This window comes from Cedecea neteri (assembly GCF_000758325.1).
In the GTDB taxonomy this organism is placed as follows: Bacteria; Pseudomonadota; Gammaproteobacteria; order Enterobacterales; family Enterobacteriaceae; genus Cedecea; species Cedecea neteri_B.
Map to the genome: position 1 here is coordinate 4063416 of NZ_CP009459.1, position 20283 is coordinate 4083698.

Annotated in this window: 16 protein-coding genes; 2 read left to right on the forward strand and 14 right to left on the reverse strand. The window is 53.6% G+C overall.

The window, feature by feature from the left end:
* Position 1: 1 nt before the first annotated feature.
* The 10 genes from gmd to LH86_RS19060 form a co-directional block, all read right to left on the reverse strand.
* Complete coding sequence (gene gmd, locus LH86_RS19015; protein WP_039304664.1) at positions 2 to 1123, reverse strand: GDP-mannose 4,6-dehydratase; 1122 nt, start codon at positions 1121 to 1123, stop codon at positions 2 to 4.
* Between the two features lie 104 nt (positions 1124 to 1227).
* Positions 1228 to 1767, reverse strand: a complete 540-nt coding sequence (gene wcaF / locus LH86_RS19020; RefSeq protein ID WP_039304666.1) for a colanic acid biosynthesis acetyltransferase WcaF — start codon at positions 1765 to 1767, stop codon at positions 1228 to 1230.
* 17 nt (positions 1768 to 1784) lie between these two features.
* Complete coding sequence (gene wcaE / locus LH86_RS19025) at positions 1785 to 2537, reverse strand: colanic acid biosynthesis glycosyltransferase WcaE (RefSeq protein WP_039304668.1); 753 nt, start codon at positions 2535 to 2537, stop codon at positions 1785 to 1787.
* Positions 2537 to 3769, reverse strand: coding sequence for a colanic acid polymerase WcaD (gene wcaD / locus LH86_RS19030; RefSeq protein ID WP_039304688.1), 1233 nt, complete (start codon positions 3767 to 3769; stop codon positions 2537 to 2539). The genes wcaE and wcaD overlap by 1 nt, the downstream gene beginning before the upstream one ends.
* The gene (wcaC, locus tag LH86_RS19035; RefSeq protein ID WP_039304690.1) at positions 3744 to 4961 is read right to left on the reverse strand and encodes a colanic acid biosynthesis glycosyltransferase WcaC; all 1218 of its coding nucleotides are present in this window, start codon (positions 4959 to 4961) and stop codon (positions 3744 to 3746) included. The genes wcaD and wcaC overlap by 26 nt, the downstream gene beginning before the upstream one ends.
* The gene (gene wcaB / locus LH86_RS19040; protein ID WP_039304692.1) at positions 4958 to 5443 is read right to left on the reverse strand and encodes a colanic acid biosynthesis acetyltransferase WcaB; all 486 of its coding nucleotides are present in this window, start codon (positions 5441 to 5443) and stop codon (positions 4958 to 4960) included. The genes wcaC and wcaB overlap by 4 nt, the downstream gene beginning before the upstream one ends.
* Positions 5444 to 5445: 2 nt before the next feature.
* On the reverse strand, positions 5446 to 6294 hold the full coding sequence (gene wcaA / locus LH86_RS19045) for a colanic acid biosynthesis glycosyltransferase WcaA (protein WP_039306398.1): 849 nt from the start codon (positions 6292 to 6294) through the stop codon (positions 5446 to 5448).
* 10 nt (positions 6295 to 6304) lie between these two features.
* On the reverse strand, positions 6305 to 8473 hold the full coding sequence (gene wzc, locus LH86_RS19050; protein ID WP_039304705.1) for a tyrosine-protein kinase Wzc: 2169 nt from the start codon (positions 8471 to 8473) through the stop codon (positions 6305 to 6307).
* Positions 8474 to 8475: 2 nt separating this feature from the next.
* Entirely contained in the window at positions 8476 to 8919 is a 444-nt protein-coding gene (gene wzb / locus LH86_RS19055) for a low molecular weight protein-tyrosine-phosphatase Wzb (protein WP_039304706.1), read from the reverse strand.
* Positions 8920 to 8925: 6 nt separating this feature from the next.
* Positions 8926 to 10065, reverse strand: a complete 1140-nt coding sequence (locus LH86_RS19060; protein ID WP_039295207.1) for a polysaccharide export protein — start codon at positions 10063 to 10065, stop codon at positions 8926 to 8928.
* Positions 10066 to 10792: 727 nt separating this feature from the next.
* Between LH86_RS19060 and LH86_RS19065 the strand changes: the two genes are divergently transcribed.
* Complete coding sequence (locus LH86_RS19065) at positions 10793 to 12376, forward strand: TerC family protein (protein ID WP_039304707.1); 1584 nt, start codon at positions 10793 to 10795, stop codon at positions 12374 to 12376.
* A 33-nt stretch (positions 12377 to 12409) separates the two neighbouring features.
* Here LH86_RS19065 and asmA read toward each other — a convergent pair whose 3' ends face one another.
* The 3 genes from asmA to udk all read right to left on the reverse strand — a co-directional run bounded on the left by asmA (position 12410) and on the right by udk (position 15666).
* Positions 12410 to 14272, reverse strand: coding sequence for an outer membrane assembly protein AsmA (asmA, locus tag LH86_RS19070; RefSeq protein WP_039304709.1), 1863 nt, complete (start codon positions 14270 to 14272; stop codon positions 12410 to 12412).
* A 46-nt stretch (positions 14273 to 14318) separates the two neighbouring features.
* The gene (dcd, locus tag LH86_RS19075) at positions 14319 to 14900 is read right to left on the reverse strand and encodes a dCTP deaminase (RefSeq protein ID WP_039304717.1); all 582 of its coding nucleotides are present in this window, start codon (positions 14898 to 14900) and stop codon (positions 14319 to 14321) included.
* A 124-nt stretch (positions 14901 to 15024) separates the two neighbouring features.
* A complete protein-coding gene (gene udk / locus LH86_RS19080) occupies positions 15025 to 15666 on the reverse strand; it encodes a uridine kinase (RefSeq protein ID WP_008455103.1) in 642 nt (213 codons plus the stop codon).
* A gap of 356 nt (positions 15667 to 16022) precedes the next feature.
* On the opposite strand from udk, the gene LH86_RS19085 reads away from it, so the two are divergent.
* On the forward strand, positions 16023 to 19355 hold the full coding sequence (locus LH86_RS19085) for a diguanylate cyclase (protein ID WP_039304719.1): 3333 nt from the start codon (positions 16023 to 16025) through the stop codon (positions 19353 to 19355).
* On the opposite strand, the gene alkA is transcribed toward LH86_RS19085, so the two are convergent.
* Positions 19348 to 20193, reverse strand: coding sequence for a DNA-3-methyladenine glycosylase 2 (gene alkA, locus LH86_RS19090; RefSeq protein WP_039304720.1), 846 nt, complete (start codon positions 20191 to 20193; stop codon positions 19348 to 19350). The genes LH86_RS19085 and alkA overlap by 8 nt on opposite strands.
* Between the last annotated feature and the right edge of the window lie 90 nt (positions 20194 to 20283).

Below are 20283 nucleotides of genomic sequence, written 5' to 3' on the forward strand. Positions count from 1 at the left end.
CTCAGGACTCCAGCGCGATGGCGACCTCGTAACCATGGGACTTCAGCAGGGAGTGCTTCTTCGCCGCTTCCAAGTCTTTGGCCACCATTTCACCGACCATCTCCTGCAGGGTGATTTCCGGCTTCCAGCCCAGCGTTTCATGCGCTTTGGTTGGGTCGCCCAGCAAGGTTTCTACTTCCGCAGGACGGAAGTAACGCGGATCAACGGAGACGATAACGTCGCCTGGTTTCACGCCCGGTGCGTCGTGGCCCGTGACGGAAACAACAATGCCCTTCTCTTCCACGCCCTGGCCTTCAAAGCGCAGTTTGATACCCAGCTGTGCCGCCGCCATTTCTACGAACTGACGCACGGAGTACTGCACGCCGGTGGCGATAACGAAGTCTTCCGGCTGCTCCTGCTGCAGCATCATCCACTGCATTTTCACGTAGTCTTTGGCGTGGCCCCAGTCGCGCAGGGAATCCATGTTGCCGAGGTACAGGCACTTTTCCAGGCCCTGAGCGATATTGGCAATCGCGCGGGTAATTTTGCGGGTGACGAAGGTTTCGCCACGACGCGGAGATTCGTGGTTGAACAGAATGCCGTTACAGGCATACATGCCGTAGGATTCGCGGTAGTTGACGGTGATCCAGTAGGCGTAAAGCTTGGCAACCGCATACGGGGAACGCGGGTAGAAAGGCGTGGTTTCTTTCTGTGGGATCTCCTGCACCAGGCCGTACAGCTCTGAAGTGGATGCCTGGTAGAAGCGGGTTTTCTTTTCGAGGCCCAGGAAGCGAATGGCTTCCAGCAGGCGCAGGGTGCCCATCGCGTCTACGTCTGCGGTGTATTCCGGTGACTCAAAAGAAACCGCTACATGGCTCATCGCGCCCAGGTTATAGACTTCATCCGGCTGCACTTCGGACAGGATGCGGGTCAGGTTGGAGGTGTCGGTCAGGTCACCGTAGTGCAGATGGAATTTCGGATTACCCGCGTGCGGATCCTGATAAATGTGGTCCACGCGCTCGGTATTGAAAGAAGAGGCGCGACGCTTGATACCGTGAACTTCATAGCCTTTTTCCAGCAGGAATTCCGCCAGGTAAGAGCCGTCTTGTCCGGTGACACCCGTAATGAGAGCTACTTTAGTCATGATAATTTATCCTCTGTGAACATTTTTATTGGCCCTTACCCCTCACTCCCTGTCTCTCCACAAGGAGAGACAACAGATAACAAACAGAGCGAGGGTGAAAAGAATTACGCGCGTTCGCGTACTTTTATTGCCGGGTTTCCCCGGCAAACGGCATTCGCCGGTAATGATTTATAAACACTACTTCTGGCCCCGACGACGCAGCCGTCGCCTATCGTGACGCCAGGGGAAACAAACACATCCGTCGCCAGCCAGCATTTTTCACCGATAACAATCGGCGACTGGGTAATATCAAAATGCTTGCTCATATATTCGTGGCTGCCGGTGCATAAATAACACTTTTGCGACACCACGGAATTTGCACCGATGCTGATTTCACCGAGGGTATATAGCACGGCATCATCGCCAACCCACGCGTAATCCCCAAGCGTTAACTTCCACGGGTAGGTAATTTTCACCGAGGGACGAACAACAACTTTTTTGCCTACTTTCGCCCCAAACATGCGTAATAAAAAGGCACGCCACGGATATAAAACTTGCGGAGACCAGGCAAATAAAGTGGCCTGAACCGCCCACCATAATTGCACTTTAATGCCGCTCGCGCCGCGAAACCCCCTCGGTACACTGAAGCCGCTTAAATCCTGCATAATATTTCCCGTGTGCTTTAGGTTTTGTTATAAAGCGCTTTGGCTTTGCCGGTTGTTTTTAACCGCAGTTGAAAAGAGAGTTCGGCAATGAATCCCGGCACGCGTAAGATTTTTCGCTGTACGTTTCTCGCGTCACGGCACAATTCAATATTGTTAGAGGTAGACACGCCGCCCATTGAAAATTCAGATACCAGCCCTTTGATACGCTTAAAGGCATAGCCGCTTTTGTACATTTTTGCCGCCAGCGCGTAATCGGATGAGACTTTATATTGCAGATCGTAAGGATATTTACGCAGGCCGGAGAGCGGGAAAAAGATCGCCTGGTGGCTTGCCGGCAGGCTGTGATAGATATACCAGCCCCGCTTGGCGCTGCGGCGAATTTTATTGCCATCACCAAAGTCCAGCAACGCGTCGCCAATCACCATCGCATCGTCACGCTCACCTAAGGCTGCCAGCTGGTAAATCACCTCAGCAATTTCAGGGTGGAAAGCATCGCCGGAGTTCAGAAAGAGCGCGTAGCGCCCCTGCGCCATGGCAATCCCTTTGTTCATTGCGTCGTAAATGCCGTTGTCTTTCTCGCTGACAAAGCGCAGGTTGTACTGGCCCTGCAGGCCAGCAAGAAACTCAGCCGTGCCGTCCGGAGAGTTGCCGTCCACCACAATCCATTCGAATTCAATGCCTTTGGCCTGTGCCAGGTGCGCCAGCGATTGCCAGGTCTTCACGACCCCGGCATGGTTACGCCATGCCACTGTAATAACACTTAATAACATTATTGCGCACCTCCTGGCAGCGAATGCTTAATTGCTTTACGCAAAATAAATGGGCAAACAATTAAAAATGCATATTCCGGGCTAAAAATAGAACCGGTAAAAAACAAAGATACAGGCATAAACAACCAAAGCTGAACACGATAATTCTCATTATTTCCAAAGGCATTACGCATCATTTTCACGACTCGCCACATATAGCTAGCGGTCATTAACACAGCAAACCATGAGAAATAAATAATCAGCAGATACAGCCCATTGTCCACGGTTTTCCCTACATCCGCACCGTTAAATATTCCGAATGATGCGACATATTCATAGAGAGAACCAAACCGTACTACGCCATCAATATTTGCCAGAGAATAGCCAACCATCGCCAACGGACCAATAATACGGTAATACGATGACGATCCTTCTGTCCCCAAATCACCAACGCGGGTTGCGATATAAGGGAAAGCGAATACTAAACCGATTAAAAAAACAGCCAGTGAAATAATTGCTAATGGCAACTTCTTTTTAATAGCGCTTTTATTAAGGTATTGAAACGCCCACTCCAGCAGATAAAACAAAATAAACGTCATTACCCCGGAGAAAGATCCTGACAGGATTATCCCTAGAAGAATCATAACATCAGTTTTCGGCGTTTTGATACCAAACTGTTTGATGCTGAGCCAAATTGAGATTAATGCCAGGGCGAAGAAAGCGGGTTCAAAATAGAGCGCCGTGGTACGCCGCCCGCCGAAGCTAATAAAGTTGAGAACATAGCTGTTACTGTAGATGAGAAACTTTGAAATTTTCTCAATCAGGCTACTGCCGCCGGTCAGAATAATCTGAGCCATTTCCGCCGCCGCCAGCGCCACAATAATGCCCACCACGCCATAGAAAAACCGCAATATCTTGCGGTGATTTCGCTGGGAAATAGTTTTAAAGCGGCAGCTCCATGTCATGCCTAATATCAGCACAATATAGACAAACAGCATCATCGAGGTGACGTACTTGGCTGGGTCGAGCGACTGGCCGAAAATGTAGTTAAACGCCGTCAGCCCCGCGCCCACGCCCAGCGCAATCATCAGCTTTTTGAGGTTGATGCGCTCGATGTACAAAAACAGTATCGCCGGCAGGAAGGTCACGATGGTTATCGGGAAACTCTCCCCCAGAGAGGCAAGCTTAATGTTCACCACCAGATAGATGAACGGCAGCAGCAGATAGCTACAGACCCTGATAGAACGAGACATATTCCTCCAGCATCTGCTTGCCGCTATAGGCCGTGCGGCTGGCTGCACGGAACGTCGCTAAATCGGTCGCGAAGACCTGCTCTGCCAGCTGCGTTTTTTTAAGCTGCACCAGCGCCAGAACCTGCTCAGGCGTGAAGGTTTTGCCCCCGACTTTGCGCAAAACTTCATCGGCGGCCTCGCTGCTCGTCGCCACCACCGGCACGCCGATAGACAACGCCTCGCACAGGATCAGCGGATAGTTATCCACGCGGGAACTGAACACCAGGCTGTCCATCGTATTCAGCTCGCTCATCAGCGCACGTTTGTCGGTCATGTAGCCGTGGTTCACCACGTTGGCGCCTTCGAACGGCGAGAATTTGCCAAAGGTATGCAGCTCGATTTTGTCGCCCAGGGCCATCATCGCCTGCACCAGTTTCTGGTTGGTTTTGCCGTCATAGCGCAGATCGTGGGCCACAATAGCCACGCGGGGTTTCACCGTCGCGACGCCGCTTTCCGGCAGCTCCGCCAGAATCGCCTCGGTGGCGACATCAATACCGTTATTGATGATGCTGCAGCGCCCGGCGCCATAGAGCTGATTAAAAGCTTCGGCGACGTGCTGGCTGGGGGAGATAAATTTACAGCCCAGCGCCAGCATCTCGCGAAACAGGTGGCGCTTGCCCGCCACCTGCTGATGCGCTTTATCCACTTTGACCGGCGGATAGTTGTTCAGCGTCGGGCATTTAACACAGCCGGTTTTCCAGCCTTCGCAGCCGTCCAGAAACGCGCAGCGCCCGGTGATGCTCCAGTGATCGTGCAGCGTCCAGACGAAGGTGACATCCGGCTTGTGCGCCTTCACCCGCTGGCAAAACGACACCATTTCGTCCAGGTTCAGCCAGTAGCTGTGCACCACATGGAAATGCAGTACAACCGGCTGCTGGCTGCGGGTGATCCGGCGGTAGAGTTTGTTCAGGTTGCCGAAAGGATCGCGATTCAGGAAACGAAACAGCGCGATATTGGCGACGGACACCAGACGAGGCGTATGTTTTTCAACGTCGGGATAAATGTCGTGGCTGGCGCTTTTCTTGCCGCCTTTGCCATAGCCGTAGATAAAACGTGAAGACAGCCCTGCCTGGCGTGCACGCTGGTGCAGATCGAGCGCCACGCCCGCCGCACCGCCTTCTGCCAGGCGGACATTAAATTGCATGATGTTCATTGGATCACCTTCACCCGAGCTTTTTCACCGACCACCAGCGCATTGTCCGGCACGCTGTCCAGCACCACGCTGCCCGCACCTACCGTCACGTTATTGCCGAGGGTGATATCGCCCACAATGATCACGTTGGCACCCAGCTCAACGCCGTTGCCAATCACCGGGCAGGCGAGACTGTTCCCCCGGTTACCAATGGTGACGCCGTGGCGGATGATGAAATCATCCCCGGCGACGACAAACTTATTGATAACTACCGCATAGCCATGATGAATAGTGAACCGGCGGCCAATGGTGGCTCCGGCCTGAATTTCATAGCCAAACAGGCATTCGGTAATGAATCGGTAGGCCAGCAGCACAGGCGCGGCCCAAAGGTTGTTGATGACGCTTTTCTTACGCCACACCGAGCAAAAGTGGGCCACGCGATAGGCCAGCACCATGCAGCACGGGCGCAGGCTCCAGCTATTGGCACGAATATCCTCCAGCACGCTTACCTCCCCCGCAGACTATCGGCCAGGCGTTTGCCGTTGCGCACCGTCAGCAGAGCTAACAGGGTGCGCCACGACATGCGCTTGTTGCGGATTTGGTAGAGCGTATACAGCTGATATTTCTTGCTGGCCCGGTCGAACTTGGCTTTGTGCTTGCGGTAAAAGTGGAAATAACCGGCAAACTTCTTTGGGGATTTGGTTATCTGCATCTCGCCGTGATTGACGTGCAATATTTGGGTCGCCTCTTCCACCTTCCACGGCTGGCCGAATGCCACCACCATACGCAGGAAGATATCGTAGTCCTGGGCCGCTTTAAGCTCAGTATCAAACAGGCTGCTCTTAAAGCGCTCGGCGTAGGTAAAGACCTGATTGCCGATGATGTTGCGCTTGTAGAACAGCTTCAGGGAATACGGCGACTTCGGATACAGCGGCAGGCTGGTCGGCTGCGAGTAGACCTGCCCTTCACACAGATAGTCGTTGGCATATAAAAACGCATGGGTGACAAGCTGATGCTGGTGGGACAAAAATACCGACAGCCGATTCGGCGTCCATTCGTCATCATCATCAATGCCGGTTATAAACCGCCCTTTCGCCAGCCCAATGGCCTGGTTGCGTACCGCGCAGGCGCCGCTGTTCACGTCGTTGTGAATGTAACGCACCCGGGGATCGCCGAGGTTTGCAACAAACTGTTGCAACTGCTGAAAGCTGGCGGAGCAGTCATCTACGATGATCATTTCCCAGTGGTCATAATCCTGCCGCAGCACCGAGTTGATGGCTCGAATAGCCAGCTGCTGGCGGTTCCACGTCGGCATATAAATAGAGATAAGCGGGCGAGTTGCGCTGCTGTTCATGGCCATCACCTTATTTAGCATCCGACTTATATTCGTATTCGTAATACCCGTAATCCTGGTAGCCCGTGGCTCTGCGGAAAATCGAGTTGAGGATCACGCCGCGCACGGCAATGCCGTTCTGTTCAAAGCGGCTCAGGCTGGTTTCCACTTCTTTCAGCGTGTTCACCGCGTAACGAGCCACCATCAGCGTGGTGCCAGCATGGCGTCCCACAATCGCCGCATCCGTGACGGCCAGAATCGGCGGAGTATCTATCAGCACCAGGTCATAATTTTCACTGGCCCACTTCACCAGCTGAGAGAAACGCTCGTTCATCAGCAGTTCGGACGGGTTAGCCGGGACCTGCCCACGAGGGATAAGGTCAAAGTTCGGCACGGACGTTTTCTGCGCGCAGCGGGTAATATCCCCCTGCCCTGACAGCACGTCGGACAGCCCGTTCACGTTGGTGGTCCCCAGCAGTTCGTGGGTATAGCCTTTGCGCATGTCGCAGTCCATCAGCAGCACGCGCTTGTTGGTCTGGCTAATCACCGCCGCGAGGTTGGCACACACGAAGGTTTTACCGATAGACGGGCTAACGCCGGTGAGCATCAGGACATTGTTGGAGGCCTGCATCATGGCGAAATGCAGGCTGGTGCGCAGGCTGCGAATGGCCTCAATGGCCAGGTCAGTCGGGTTACCCACAGCCAGCAATTGGCTCTGTTTGAAGCGTTTAGTGCCTTTGACGTTACGCAGGTTGGCCTGATCGCGGGTTTTCTGCCATTCGGAGAGCGGAATGCTCGCATACACGCTGAGCCCCGCCTCTTCCAGCACGGTCGGGCTTTCAATGCCGCCGTTAAACAGCGAGCGCAACAGCACCCCGATCACGGACACAATCAGACCCAAAATGATGCTGCCCAGCACCACCAGCACTCGCTGAGGTTTAACCATGCCCGGCTGGGTAATCGCCGGGTCGACGATGCGCACATCCCCCACCGTACTGGCTTCGGTGATTTTCAGCTCTTGCTGCTTGTTCAACAGTTGCATGTAAACCTGCTGCCCGGACTCCACATCGCGGGTCAGGCGCACGATTTCCTGCTGGGTCTTAGGCATCGCCGCGATGCTGTTGGTCAGCCGGGCTTTCTGATCTTCCAGCGTTCTGCGCTGCTCCAGCAACGTGCGGTAGGACGGGTGAGCTTTGGTATACAGCTTGGAGATTTCGGCTTCTTTGAAGGTCAGTTGATTCAGTTGAGCGTCAATGTTGACCACGGAATCCAGCAGCGATTTCGCCTCCAGGGAAAGATCCACCGAATCCTGACGCTGGCGGTAGGCATTCAGCTTGTTCTCTGCGGCATCCAGATTGCGGCGCACTTCAGGCAACTGCTCGGCCAGGAACTTCAGGCTTTTGGCGGCCTCTTCAGATTTGCGCTGCACGTTCTGCGCCAGATAGTTGCGGGTAATGCTGTCGAGAATGGTGCGGATCTGATCTTTATCTTCTCCGGTGTAGGAGAGGCTAAGCACGCCGGTATCTTTGCCGTTTTCGGTCACCGTCAGGTTGCCCAGCAGCTGGTTGATCATGCCCAGCGTGGAATACTTCACCACCGTGAAATTGTCACCAGGCTGCGCCTGGATGCCGTCCACCTGCATCGTGACGCCCGATTTACTCAGCAGCTTGCCCACTTCACCTTTGGCGCTAAAACCATTGTCGCTGGTCAGCTGGTACTGTTTATCGTTCAGCACTTCAACGGTAAAGGTGTCTTTGTTCATCGCTGCGGGGATCGTGAAGGTGGTGACATTCACAGTGTCGTTCTGATGCCCCTGCAACCGATCCCAGCCCGCACCGAACAGCCAGAAGGTGTTCTTGGTCACCGAGATATCCAGATTCAGGTCATCAACGGTTTTCCCCAGCACCATGCGGGACTGGATCAGCTGAATTTCTGCGGCAGAAGCTGGTGGCTTATTGCTGAGCGCAGAGCTGATGTCATTCACCAGCGTGTTACCGGCATTTTGCTCGATTTGTACCAGCGCGTCGGCCTTGTAGACCGGCGTGGCAAACAAGGCATAAATTGCGGCCAGCACGGCAAACAGCCCCGTAATGCCGATCACCCACCAGCGAGCCTCCAGCACGGTGCCAAACAAACGGCCAATATCAATTTCGTCATTGCCCTCGGTCGGGGCGCTCGAACGGCGTACTTTCTCTGTCATTGTTATCCCTGATGAGCGTTGAGTGCGTTAGCCCACTTTTGGGCAGAAAGGTCGAGCATGCTGTAGACCGCTTCGAAGGCGTCGCGGCTTTTACGATAGGGATCGGGGATTTCTTTCTCTGCATCCCAGTGGCCAAACAGCATCACTTTGCCGCGCATTTCGGGTGCCATTTCGCACAGCGTGGTGATATGCCGTTTTTCCATCGCCAGAATCAGGTCGTGCTCCCGGCACAGACGCCCCGATACCTGGCGGGCTAAATGCCCCTCAAGCGAAAGGTTGTGCCGCCCAGCGACCTCAACGGCACCGGCATCTGCACCCTTCCCAACCAGCGCCCCCAGCCCGGCAGAGCTGACGCTAAGCTCCGGGTGGTAACGTTTGAGCAGTCGTTCAGCCGTGGGAGAACGGCAGATGTTCCCCACGCAAACCACAAGTATTTTGTTGAACATAGCGCGTTACCAGGTATGGATATCTTTGGCGGTATCGGTCATGTAACGAACGCCGCTGATGGTTGGCAGGAGCTGGTTGATCAGGCGATTCCAGCGGGAAACCGGCGCGGTGGTGACGTACACCACGTCATAAGGCTGGAGCTGGAACTCGGTGCCCATCACCAGCGAAGTCGCATCGGACATATCGAGCTGATAAATGTTGGCGATCTTGCCGTTTTGCTGCGTCTGCCCTTTGAGCGGACGAATCACGAAGATGCCGCTGGCGTTGGAAGAGGTGAGATCGATACCTTCGGCCTGACCAAGCGCTTCGGTAAGCGTCATGCCGCTGAAGTCCATTTTGAGCGTGGTTTGCTTCTTCACTTCCCCCATCACGAACACTTTCAGATCGTCATTACGCGGCACGAACAGAATGTCGCCGGGGTAGAGCAAATGGTTTTGGCTGAGGTCGCCGTTTTGCATCAGTGCCTGCAGAGAAATACGTTTTTCCTGCCCGTTATGAGTCAGAACGACGTTACGCCAGTCGGCTACTTCGGTTAAACCGCCTGCGGCATTGATCGCGTCGAGGATAGTCAGCGGCACGTTAGTGATGGGCTGCTGGCCGGATTTATTGACCTGCCCGGAGATATAGGCTTTTTGCGAGCGGAAGGCTGCGATATTAACGTCCACCTGCGGCTGGGCGATGTACTGCGCAAGACGGCTGGTAATATCGCTGCGAATTTCTGCGAGCGTTTTGCCGGTCACGCTGATTTTACCCACATACGGGTAGAACATAGTGCCGTCCGGCTGTACCCAGTTCCCGGTGTCGCTTGAGCTACGATACTGCCCCGCTGGCGTGGTCAACTCAGGGTGATCCCAAACCGTGACGTTTAATACATCCCCCGGCCCGACGCGGTACTGGTAATTGGCGATATCTTTATCCAGCCCGGCATTCGGTTGAGCAACCACCGGGCGAGGCCTCAGTTGCTCCACCAGTCGCGGCGTTAAAGGATAAACATTGACCATTCGGTCAAGGTCAAAATCAGCATCCTGTTGTTTGATGACGTCTTTTCCTGAAGCAGACATATTGCTGCCGGGAAATACCGTGCAACCGCTCATCAGGGTGACTGACACCAATAAAGGCATCAACTTAAGTTTGTATTTTATCATTGAATATTTATCACTATGGCTGAGTAATTATCCTGAGCGAATAAAACAGGCAAGCAATTAGCCGTGAGGATGAAGTACAGAATTGAACATATTCAGAAAGTGAGATAACTGGCATTATTCCTAAAATAAGCTTATTTCCCGACATTCTGATGACTCCATGACTTGCTGTTATCTGGCCGCATCCGGGCACGCTACCGCCCCTGGCTCACAGTCACCAACCTACTGAAAACGGTAAATAATCCTAATAATCTAAGGTATTCAAATATCCAGTAAGATATTGAAATCAGAGAATCAGGTTTTATGAAAATGCTGGGGCGAACTATTAACCAATGTATAAAAAAACATTCATTGCTAATCATCGATAAAGATTGTTGCAGCTTAAAACTCAGCAAGCAAGGAGACAAAAGGCCGCAACGGGACTTTTAAGAATAATATGAACCACGCAATAATAACATTTTAGGATTTTCTTTATCTTGACAGGGTAAATATTAAGATAATTACCACGAAAACATACAGAACTATCTCATGGCGACCCATCCATATATAAAATATATAACTCAAATACGTCTTTAAATATTATCCGCAATCACTTACTGGATATTCATTTAATGCTGAAAACTCTATAAGTCATTACGGATTAATCTCAGGCAAACATTGCTTTTTGTCCGACAATTATCCATCATTTCCGTGTGGCATTTGCCCGTAAGTTAAAGGCTATAAACCCCGTATGGAATGGATTGCCGACCCCTCAATCTGGGCCGGGTTAGTTACCCTGGTCGTTTTAGAACTGGTTCTGGGCATTGATAACCTCGTTTTTATTGCTATCCTCGCCGAAAAGCTGCCTCCCAAACTGCGCGATCGCGCCCGCGTCACGGGCTTGCTGCTGGCGATGGTTATGCGCTTGCTGTTGCTGGCCTCAATTTCGTGGCTGGTGACGCTTACCCGACCGCTATTCACCATTCACGACCTTAGCTTTAGCGCCAGGGATCTGATCATGCTGTTGGGCGGTATGTTCCTCCTGTTTAAGGCCACGATGGAGCTGAATGAGCGGCTGGAGGGCAAGGACGGTGAGCATCACACGCAAAAGCGGGGGGCCAAATTCTGGCCCGTTGTAGCGCAGATCGTCATTCTTGACGCCGTGTTTTCCCTGGATTCAGTGGTCACCGCCGTTGGCATGGTCGACCATCTGGCGGTGATGATGGCCGCGGTTATCATCGCCATCGGGTTGATGGTGCTGGCCAGCAAGTCGCTGACTCGCTTTGTGAACAGCCACCCGACCATCGTGATTTTGTGCCTGAGCTTCCTGCTGATGATTGGCTTTAGCCTTGTGGCCGACGGTTTTGGCTATCAAATCCCGAAAGGCTATCTCTATGCCGCCATCGGATTCTCGGTGATGATTGAATCACTCAATCAGCTGGCGATTTTTAACCGCCGACGTTTTCTTTCCGCAAATCAGTCGCTGCGGGAGCGCACCGCCGAAGCCGTACTGCGGCTGTTAAATGGCAAGAAGGAAGAAGCGGAACTGGATGCCCAGACCGCCTCGCTCATTGCCGACAGCGGCATTAACAGCGATGTTTTTAACCCGCAGGAAACGCGAATGATTGAGCGCGTGCTGCACCTGAACCAGCGCAGCGTCAGCAGCATCATGACCTCCCGCCACGACGTCGAGCATCTGGACATTACCGCCCCGGAAGCCGAGGTTCGCGAACTCCTGAATAAAAATCAGCACACGCGCATCGTGGTCATGGACAATGAGGACGATATTCTCGGTATCGTACACGTCATCGACCTATTACAGCAGTCGCTGAACGGCGAAGCGCTGAATATTGCGCCGTTGATTCGCCAGCCGCTGGTTTTCCCTGAAGCATTGCCGCTACTGCAGGCGTTGGAACAGTTCCGCAACGCACGCACCCATTTTGCTTTTGTCGTCGATGAGTTTGGCTCGGTGGAAGGCATTGTCACCCTGAGCGACGTGATGGAAACCATCGCCGGCAATCTACCGAACGAAGTGGAAGAGATAGATGCCCGCCACGATATCCAGAAAAATCAGGATGGCAGCTGGACGGCCAACGGCCACATGCCGTTGGACGATCTGGTGCAGTATATCGTCCTGCCCCTGGATGAGAAACGGGAATACCACACCATTGCCGGGCTGTTGATGGAGCATTTGCAGCATATTCCAGCCGAAGGCGAGAGCGTTGAAGTGGGGAATTATTTGCTCAAAACGCTGGAGGTGGTGAATCACAGGGTAAACAAAGTGCAAATCATCCCGCGTGAGTCAGAGGATAACCTGCTGGATTATGAGGTATAAAAAAACCGGCTTTCGCCGGTTTTTATAGGGTCATTAAAGCTTATTCAGTAATTGCTTAACGTCTTTCGACCTGTCGCTCTCTTTATGCTTATCCAGCCAGTCATTGAGTCGACGCTTAGCTTCATCCTGCAGCTGCTTACGCAGCACCTGGTCAATCTGAAGCGTATAATTCAGCTGCTGCCACGGGCCATAAACCCGGAGCGGAACGGCCGTGTTTTTTAGCACTTCAATCAGTTTACTGTCGCTGCCCTGCCAGCCGCCGCTGACTTTAATTGCAAAGTTAGTGTCGCAGACCTCTTTCACCAGATCCATGGTGCCTTCCCCGGTCAGGGACAGCACGCTGGACTCGCCGACCATCTTCGTCATCGTCAGAAGCCCGTTATCCAGCGACGCCGACGTGGTGAAGTGGTCAAGCTCGGTGACGTTCTGAGCGTTTTGCTGCGCCTCCACGCCCTCATTATTCCGACTGGCCGCCTGCTGAATAAGCTGCTGGAAGTTCATCCCCTCCAGCCGAGAATGGGCCAGCTCAAGCTGGGCTTCTCCCTGCCAGTTACTGCGGAAATCCTCCGCATCCAGGCGCTCGCCGCTGAAATCACCGGTCATAGAAAACTGCCCGGTCAACGCAATCGGGTAATCAAAAGCGGTCAGAATTTTGCCTATCTCAATATTTTTGATCTGCGGCTGGAAGGCAAGCTCAGGCGTCTTGCCGCTGGCATCCAGCAAGCCCGGCAGCGAGAGCGTGCCCTGCCCCAGCTTGCCGTTGAGCTGGTTAATGTTGAGTTTGCCATTCTGGTTCACCAGCGCCGTTTGTACATCGCTGAACGCCAGGCCACGCCAGCGCACTTCACCAGCTTTGATATTCAGTACAGCATTAAAATTACGCAGGCTATGGTAGTTGGTTTCACCCTGTTCTTCGGCAATCACCGGCCCCGGGCGAGGCTGCTGTTGCGCCTGCTGTGCCTGCTGCGGCTGTTGGTTAATCACCGTATCTGTGACAGGCGGATTAACAACCAGTTTGTCGAGATTAAGCAGGCGAGAATGCAGATCGACCGTCCACTGTGGTTTATCCTGCATCGCCACGCTGACATTGCCCTGTAAATCACTGTCGTTGGCCGTAAGCTGCATATTTGTCAACGAAAGCTGGCTGTCGCCGCTTTTCCAGCCCAGCTGCAGCGACCCCGAACCGCCGATACCGTCAACAGGAAGATCGGCGCCCTTCAGCTGATAGTCAATTTGGCTTAACGTGGCGTTTATCTGCTGTGGATAGTCATTGAGATCAACATCTGCGGTGATAGAAAGCGCTAAATCTCGCTGGTCACGGTTGATTTGGCTACTGAGCTCAATATGCGCCTGCCGCTTATCATTCTGCGTCATTTGCAGGTTAATATTGCGGACCGTCACCTGCTCATCATTGACATGCTGGAAGACCAGCACACTATCAACCACCTTAAGCTTCGCGACATCAAAGGACCAGCCACGCCCAGCATCCGGTTCACTCACGGGGCCTTTTGGCCCTACCGGCGCATTAGCCGAGCGCTTTGCTTCAGCTTCAGGTGTCAGTTGGACCACCGCGCCTTTCAGCATCACCTGACGAACCTGAAGCTGATGAGAAAGCAGTGGGAACAGCTCCACATCAAGACGCATATTTTGCGCGCTGACCATCGGCTGAGTCGCGCCTGGCGCAGTCAACGACATACGGCCAGACAAAATACTCAGCTGCGGCCAGACGTGCCAGCGCAGCGGCCCTTCCAGCTCAAGATGATAGCCGCTGCGAGCCTCAACCTGACGAACCATATAACCACGGAAGTCGTTAGGGTTAACCAACAACACAAGTGAGGTCAGGCCGGCTATCAGCACAACCAGCAGAATCATCAACGTGGTTAACAGTCGTCTCATAACATTCTCCATATCATTCGCCAGAGGACGAACAATTCACTGCGATTCAGTCTTTATCGATACGGCTTGCCACCGCACCCTGCTGGTCGCGGTACTTGGCATCCTGACGGCGGTTATAAGGGCGTGCGGCTGGCCCTGAGAGAGGTTCAAAACTCAACGCGCCAATCATCATGCCCGGGCGGAGCGCCAGCGGCAGTTTCCCTGAATTGTAGAACTCAAGCACGATACAGCCGTGCCAGCCCGGATCGATGCGGTGGGCAGTGACGTGTACCATCAGGCCCAGACGCGCTAACGAGGAACGCCCATCCAGCCAGCCGACCAGGTCGTCGGGCAGAGTGACAGACTCCAGCGTCACCGCCAGCGCCAGTTCTCCTGGATGTAAAAAGAAAGCTTCGCCCTCATCCAGCACAATCTCATCACTCATGACGCGCTCTAACGCTTCGGTGACTTCGTCTTTAGGACCACTGAGATCGATAAAAGGGGCGGTATGACCGCTAAAAGTGCGGAATTTATTGCCGAGGCGAACGTCCACGGTGGCACCGTTAATGCGTTCAACCGGAGGACGGGGGGTAATCGCTAAACGGCCATCGTCCAGCCAGGCTTCGATATCACGATCGCAAAGGCGCATCGCAGATTCTCCTTATCAATCTCAGTTTTACACACACTGCCACAGAGCACAGGCGATAGCCAATTGGCAATGGATGAGGGATTCAACGTAAAAGCGAGCGGCTTACGCGCGCTCGCAAAGGTCTTTATTCAAAGAACTGACTGATTTTGGCTTTCAGAATATCGATTGCGATGCGGTTCTTGCCCCCGCGCGGCACGATAATATCGGCGTATTGTTTGGAAGGCTCAATAAATTGCAGGAACATTGGGCGTACCGTTTTTTGATACTGCGCCATCACGGAATCCATTGAACGACCGCGCTCGTTAACGTCGCGTTTCATACGGCGCATCAGGCAGATATCCAGCGGCGTATCGACAAAAATGGAGAAGTTCATTTCCTGGCGCAGGCGCGCATCGGTCAGCAGCAGGATGCCTTCCAGAATGATCACCTTCTTCGGGACCAAATGCACTGTCTGGTCGGTGCGGGTGTGCTCCACGTAACTATAAACCGGCAGTTCGATAGCTTTGCCGGACTTGAGCGTCTGCAAATGCTGGAACAACAGATTGTGGTCCATTGCGCTGGGGTGATCGTAGTTGGTTTTAACACGCTCTTCCATCGACAGATGGCTTTGATCTTTGTAGTAACTGTCTTCTGGAATGACACCAATGTGTTCATCGCCGACTTGCTCGCGCAGTTCACGATACAACGTGCTGGCAATGAGGCTTTTCCCTGAAGCCGATGCGCCGGCTATCCCGATGATGACGCATTGATGAGACTGATCGGTCATATTATTTACGGCCTGAATACGAAAAATGTTGGAAGGACGACGCGGAGGCGTCAAACGCCGCAATTATAGGGACAACCGCCGTTTGATACCAGCCTCTTACCCCTTGCAATCGTGAAATTACGCGGCAAAGGGCCAACAAAGTGACAAAGGCCTGACAGCGCGCCATCACCAGGCAACAGGGGAAAGTGGAATTATTTAATTACGTGATTTGACTACGCAATTTCTGACACTCTGTAGGTAAATTCTGACAACCGAGCATAGGAATTGTAAATTGTTTGTACTAGCATAAACCGATTCTTTATTTATATGCATCCGGGCGTGGCTCCTGGCGGCAGTGTCCAAGCGGATTTGCGGTAATGATTATAAAAAACAGACAAACAGAAGCCGCCTTCCATTCACTGATACTGCTGGCTGGCTTGGGGTTACTCAGCTTTGTTTTCACCCTCTATTCCCTTGAGCTGACGTTAAAAGGCACCGATCTGGTGCCTATCTGGTTTACCACCTCGGTGATGATGGCGGCATTTTTCCGTACTCCTCTCCGTCAATGGCCGCTGATTGCCATCGTCTGTGGGCTGGGCAGCATGGCAGCCAGTGCCGCCGTTTTTTCATTTAGCGGGCTGAATATCTCGTTAACTGCGATAAACCTGGTTGAGGCGCTGCTAGGTGCGCTGTTGTTACGCCGCTTTTTACCGCGGAAAAACCCCTTACAAAACCTCAATAACTGGTCACGACTTGCCTTATGCAGTGCGGCAATCCCTCCGCTGGTAGGCGGCCTGCTGGTGACGCTATTGCCAATACCGGTTGACTCCTCGGCGCTGAAAACCTTCTTTATATGGGTGCTTTCTGAATCCATCGGGGCGCTGGCGCTGATGCCGGCGGGGCTGCTGTTTAAACCTTATTATTTGCTTCGTCACCGTAAAGCTGCCCTGCTGTTTGAAACCGTGGCGACCTTCGCCGTTACGCTGGCGCTCAGCTATTTTTCATTAATTTATCTGCCCTGGCCGTTCACTTTTATCATCGTCATTCTGATGTGGAGCGCCATTCGCCTACCGCGTCTGGAAGCCTTTATTATTTTCCTCGCCACGCTGATGATGGTGTCCGCGATGATTGCCATCGGTAAATTCCCGATGTCAACGCCGCACCCTCGCGTGCTGGAATATGCGCCGTGGCTTCCGTTCCTGTTGATTCTGCTGCCGGCAAACGTCATCACCATGGTGATGTATTCCTCCCGCACGGAGCGTAAACACATCACCGAAAGCGAAACGCGTTTTCGTAACGCCATGGAATACTCAGCTATTGGCATGGCGCTGGTCTCCACCGAGGGCAAATGGCTGCAGGTCAATAAGTCATTATGTAAGTTCCTCGGCTATTCCAGCGAAGAGTTGAGCGATCTCACCTTCCAGCAAATTACCTGGCCCGAAGATTTGAATCTCGATCTGCAGCATTTGAGCAAGCTCGAAGCCGGGCACATCAATAGCTATTCAATGGAAAAGCGCTATTACACCAGCGCGGGCAATGTCGTGTGGGCCATGCTCACGGCATCCGTTGTGCGTCATACCGACGGCACGCCGCTCTACTACATCGCCCAGATTGAAGACATCAACGACCTGAAGCATACCGAGTGGATCAACAAGCGGCTGATGGAGCGCATTACGCTTGCCAATGAAGCCGGCGGCATCGGTATCTGGGAGTGGGATCTAACCAACGATGTCATCAGTTGGGATAAGCGGATGTTTGAGCTTTACGACGTGCCGCCGCATACCAAACCCACCTACCAGCTTTGGCTGGACAGACTGGTGAAAGAAGATCTCGCCCATTCGGAAGCGGTTATTCGCGAGTCGTTAAAAAACCGTCTGCCGTTTAAGCTTGAATTTCGTATCCATGTCAAAGACGGCATCCGCCATATTCGCTCCCTGGCTAACCGCGTGCTGAATAAGAACGGCGACGTGGAACGGCTGCTGGGCATCAATATGGACATGACCGAGGTTAAGCAGCTCAACGAAGCGCTGTACCAGGAAAAAGAGCGGCTGCACATCACGCTGGACTCTATCGGTGAAGCGGTGATTTGTACCGATGTCGACATGAATGTCACCTTTATGAACCCGGTGGCCGAAAAGCTCAGCGGCTGGGCGCAGGAAGCGGCCATCGGCCAGCACATTCTGGCGATTCTGCGCATCACCTTCGGCGATAATGGCCCGGTGATGGAAAACATACACAGCGGCGATTTTTCTCGTAGCGCCATCGAACAAGACGTCGTGCTGCACTGCCGCAACGGCGGCAGCTACGATATCCACTACACCATTACGCCACTGACCACGCTGGACGGCCAAAGCATTGGCTCCGTGCTGGTTATCCAGGATGTGACCGAGTCCCGGAAAATGCTTAAGCAACTGAGCTACAGCGCCTCCCACGATAGCCTGACTCACCTGGCCAACCGGGTAAGCTTCGAGAATCACCTGAAGCGTTTGTTGCAGGGCGCAATTGAACACCGCCAGCGCCATGCCCTGGTGTTCATTGACCTCGACCGTTTTAAAGCCGTTAACGACTCCGCGGGCCATGCCGCAGGTGATGCCTTGCTGCGGGAGCTGGCGGCAATGATGCTGAGTATGCTGCGCACGGGGGATTTCCTTGCCCGCCTCGGCGGCGACGAGTTTGGTTTGCTGCTGCCGGATTGTTCCACTGAGAACGCACGTTATATTTCTGAGCGCATCATTCGTAGCATCAATGACTACCACTTTATGTGGGATGGCCGCCTGCACCGCATCGGCGCCAGCGCCGGGATCACGCACATTGACGGCGATAATGCTATCGCGTCTGAAGTGCTCTCCCAGGCCGATATCGCCTGTTACGCCTCGAAGAACAACGGCCGTGGCCAGGTCACGGTTTATGAGCCGCACCGCCACTACATGGAGCAAGGCCGGGACACCATGCCGCTCGACGAACAGTGGCAGGTGATCAAAGACAATCCCATGCTGATGGTAGCGATGGCGATTGCGCCGCCGCGCATCCCGGAATCCACCTGTTTCTATCTCCTGACCCTACGCTTCTGGGGCAACGAAGGGGACGTTATCAACGAACCCGCATTCCGCTCAGGCCTTGCCGACCCGGCGCTTCATCATGCGCTGGATCGCCGCGTATTTAGCGAATTTTTTGACAAGTATGCCGCCCAGGTCGCCATGAAAGGTTTTGGCGTCGCGCTGCCCGTTTCCGGTGCTGGCCTGGCCAGCGACACCTTCGTCAATGAGCTGCTGGAACAGCTTTCCTCCAGCAGAATGCCGGCCCGTCTGCTGCACCTGACAATTCAAAGCAGCGACTTGCTCACCGAGCCACAGCGCGCTTATGCCAGCCTGAAACGGCTGCGCAAAGCCGGTTGCCGTATGGTGCTGAGCCACGTTGGGCGCGATCTGGAACTGTTTAATACCCTGAGTCATCATCTGTTCGACTACGTGATGTTAGATCCTGAGCTGATCCTCAACGTACACTGTAACCTGATGGACGAAATGATGGTGACGATTGTGCACGGTCATGCCCAGCGCATGACGCTGCAAACTATCGCCGGGCCGGCGGACATGCCGCTGGTGATGGATACGCTTTCCGGCATTGGGATTGATTTAATCTACGGAGAAACCATCGCCCAGCCGCAGCCGCTGGAGCTGCTGCTGACGAATAGTTATTTTGGCATTAACTGATCGGCGTCCACCCGTCGCTATACCAGATGTGTAACAGCGCGTAGGAGCGCCACGGCTGCCAGCGCTCGGCGTAGCGGCGGATTTGTGCAGGTGTCATATCGGGAAAGCGCTGTTTAATCAGGTAATCATCCGGCAGGAAAACGTCGTTGGCCTGCCAGCCGCGTAGAGCGAAATAGCTGGCGGTCCAGCGCCCGATCCCCGGCAATGCTATCAGGGTTTTTATTCCCTGCTCCAGGTCATCGGGCAGCTGCAGCGGAAACTGCCCTTTCACCACTTCTCCGGCAAGATTCACAATAGCCTCGGCACGCTTAAGTGACATGCCCAAAGATTTCAGCTGTTGAATATCGCAGTTTGCCAGCGTCCTGGCATCCGGAAACAGATACCAGCCATCGTTACCTTCAAGCTTCCTGCCAAAGGTCTTTGCAACTTTGCCGGTCAATTTTGCCGCCATTGCCACGCTGACCAGTTGTCCGAGAATGGCCCGAATGGCCTGTTCGAACGGGTCCATACATCCCGGCAGACGCAGGCCGGGCCGGGCTGCCGCCAGCGCGCCCAGGCTGCTCAACACTGGCTGCGGATCCTTATCCAAATCCAGTAAGTTCTTAACGCACTGTAAAATTTTGCCTGCCACAGGCTGAAGACCGTCGCTGAGCGTCACATTAAGGCAAAGATTCTTTTCGTCTGGCTCAAGCGTGACCAGCCCGGAATGCTCGCCCAGCGCGAAGCTGCGCTGATAGCGATTCCCGGTGACAATTTCCACGCCCTCCACGGCACGTCCCTGCAAAAAACCGAGGATCCATGGCCAGTCATAAGGCGGTTGATAGCTAAGGGTGTACATAAATAATCCTGAAGAGAATGAGGGCATTAGGCAGACAACATTGCTTATTTAGCATACCGCCAAATACCGATTTCTGCCTTGCTTTCATAT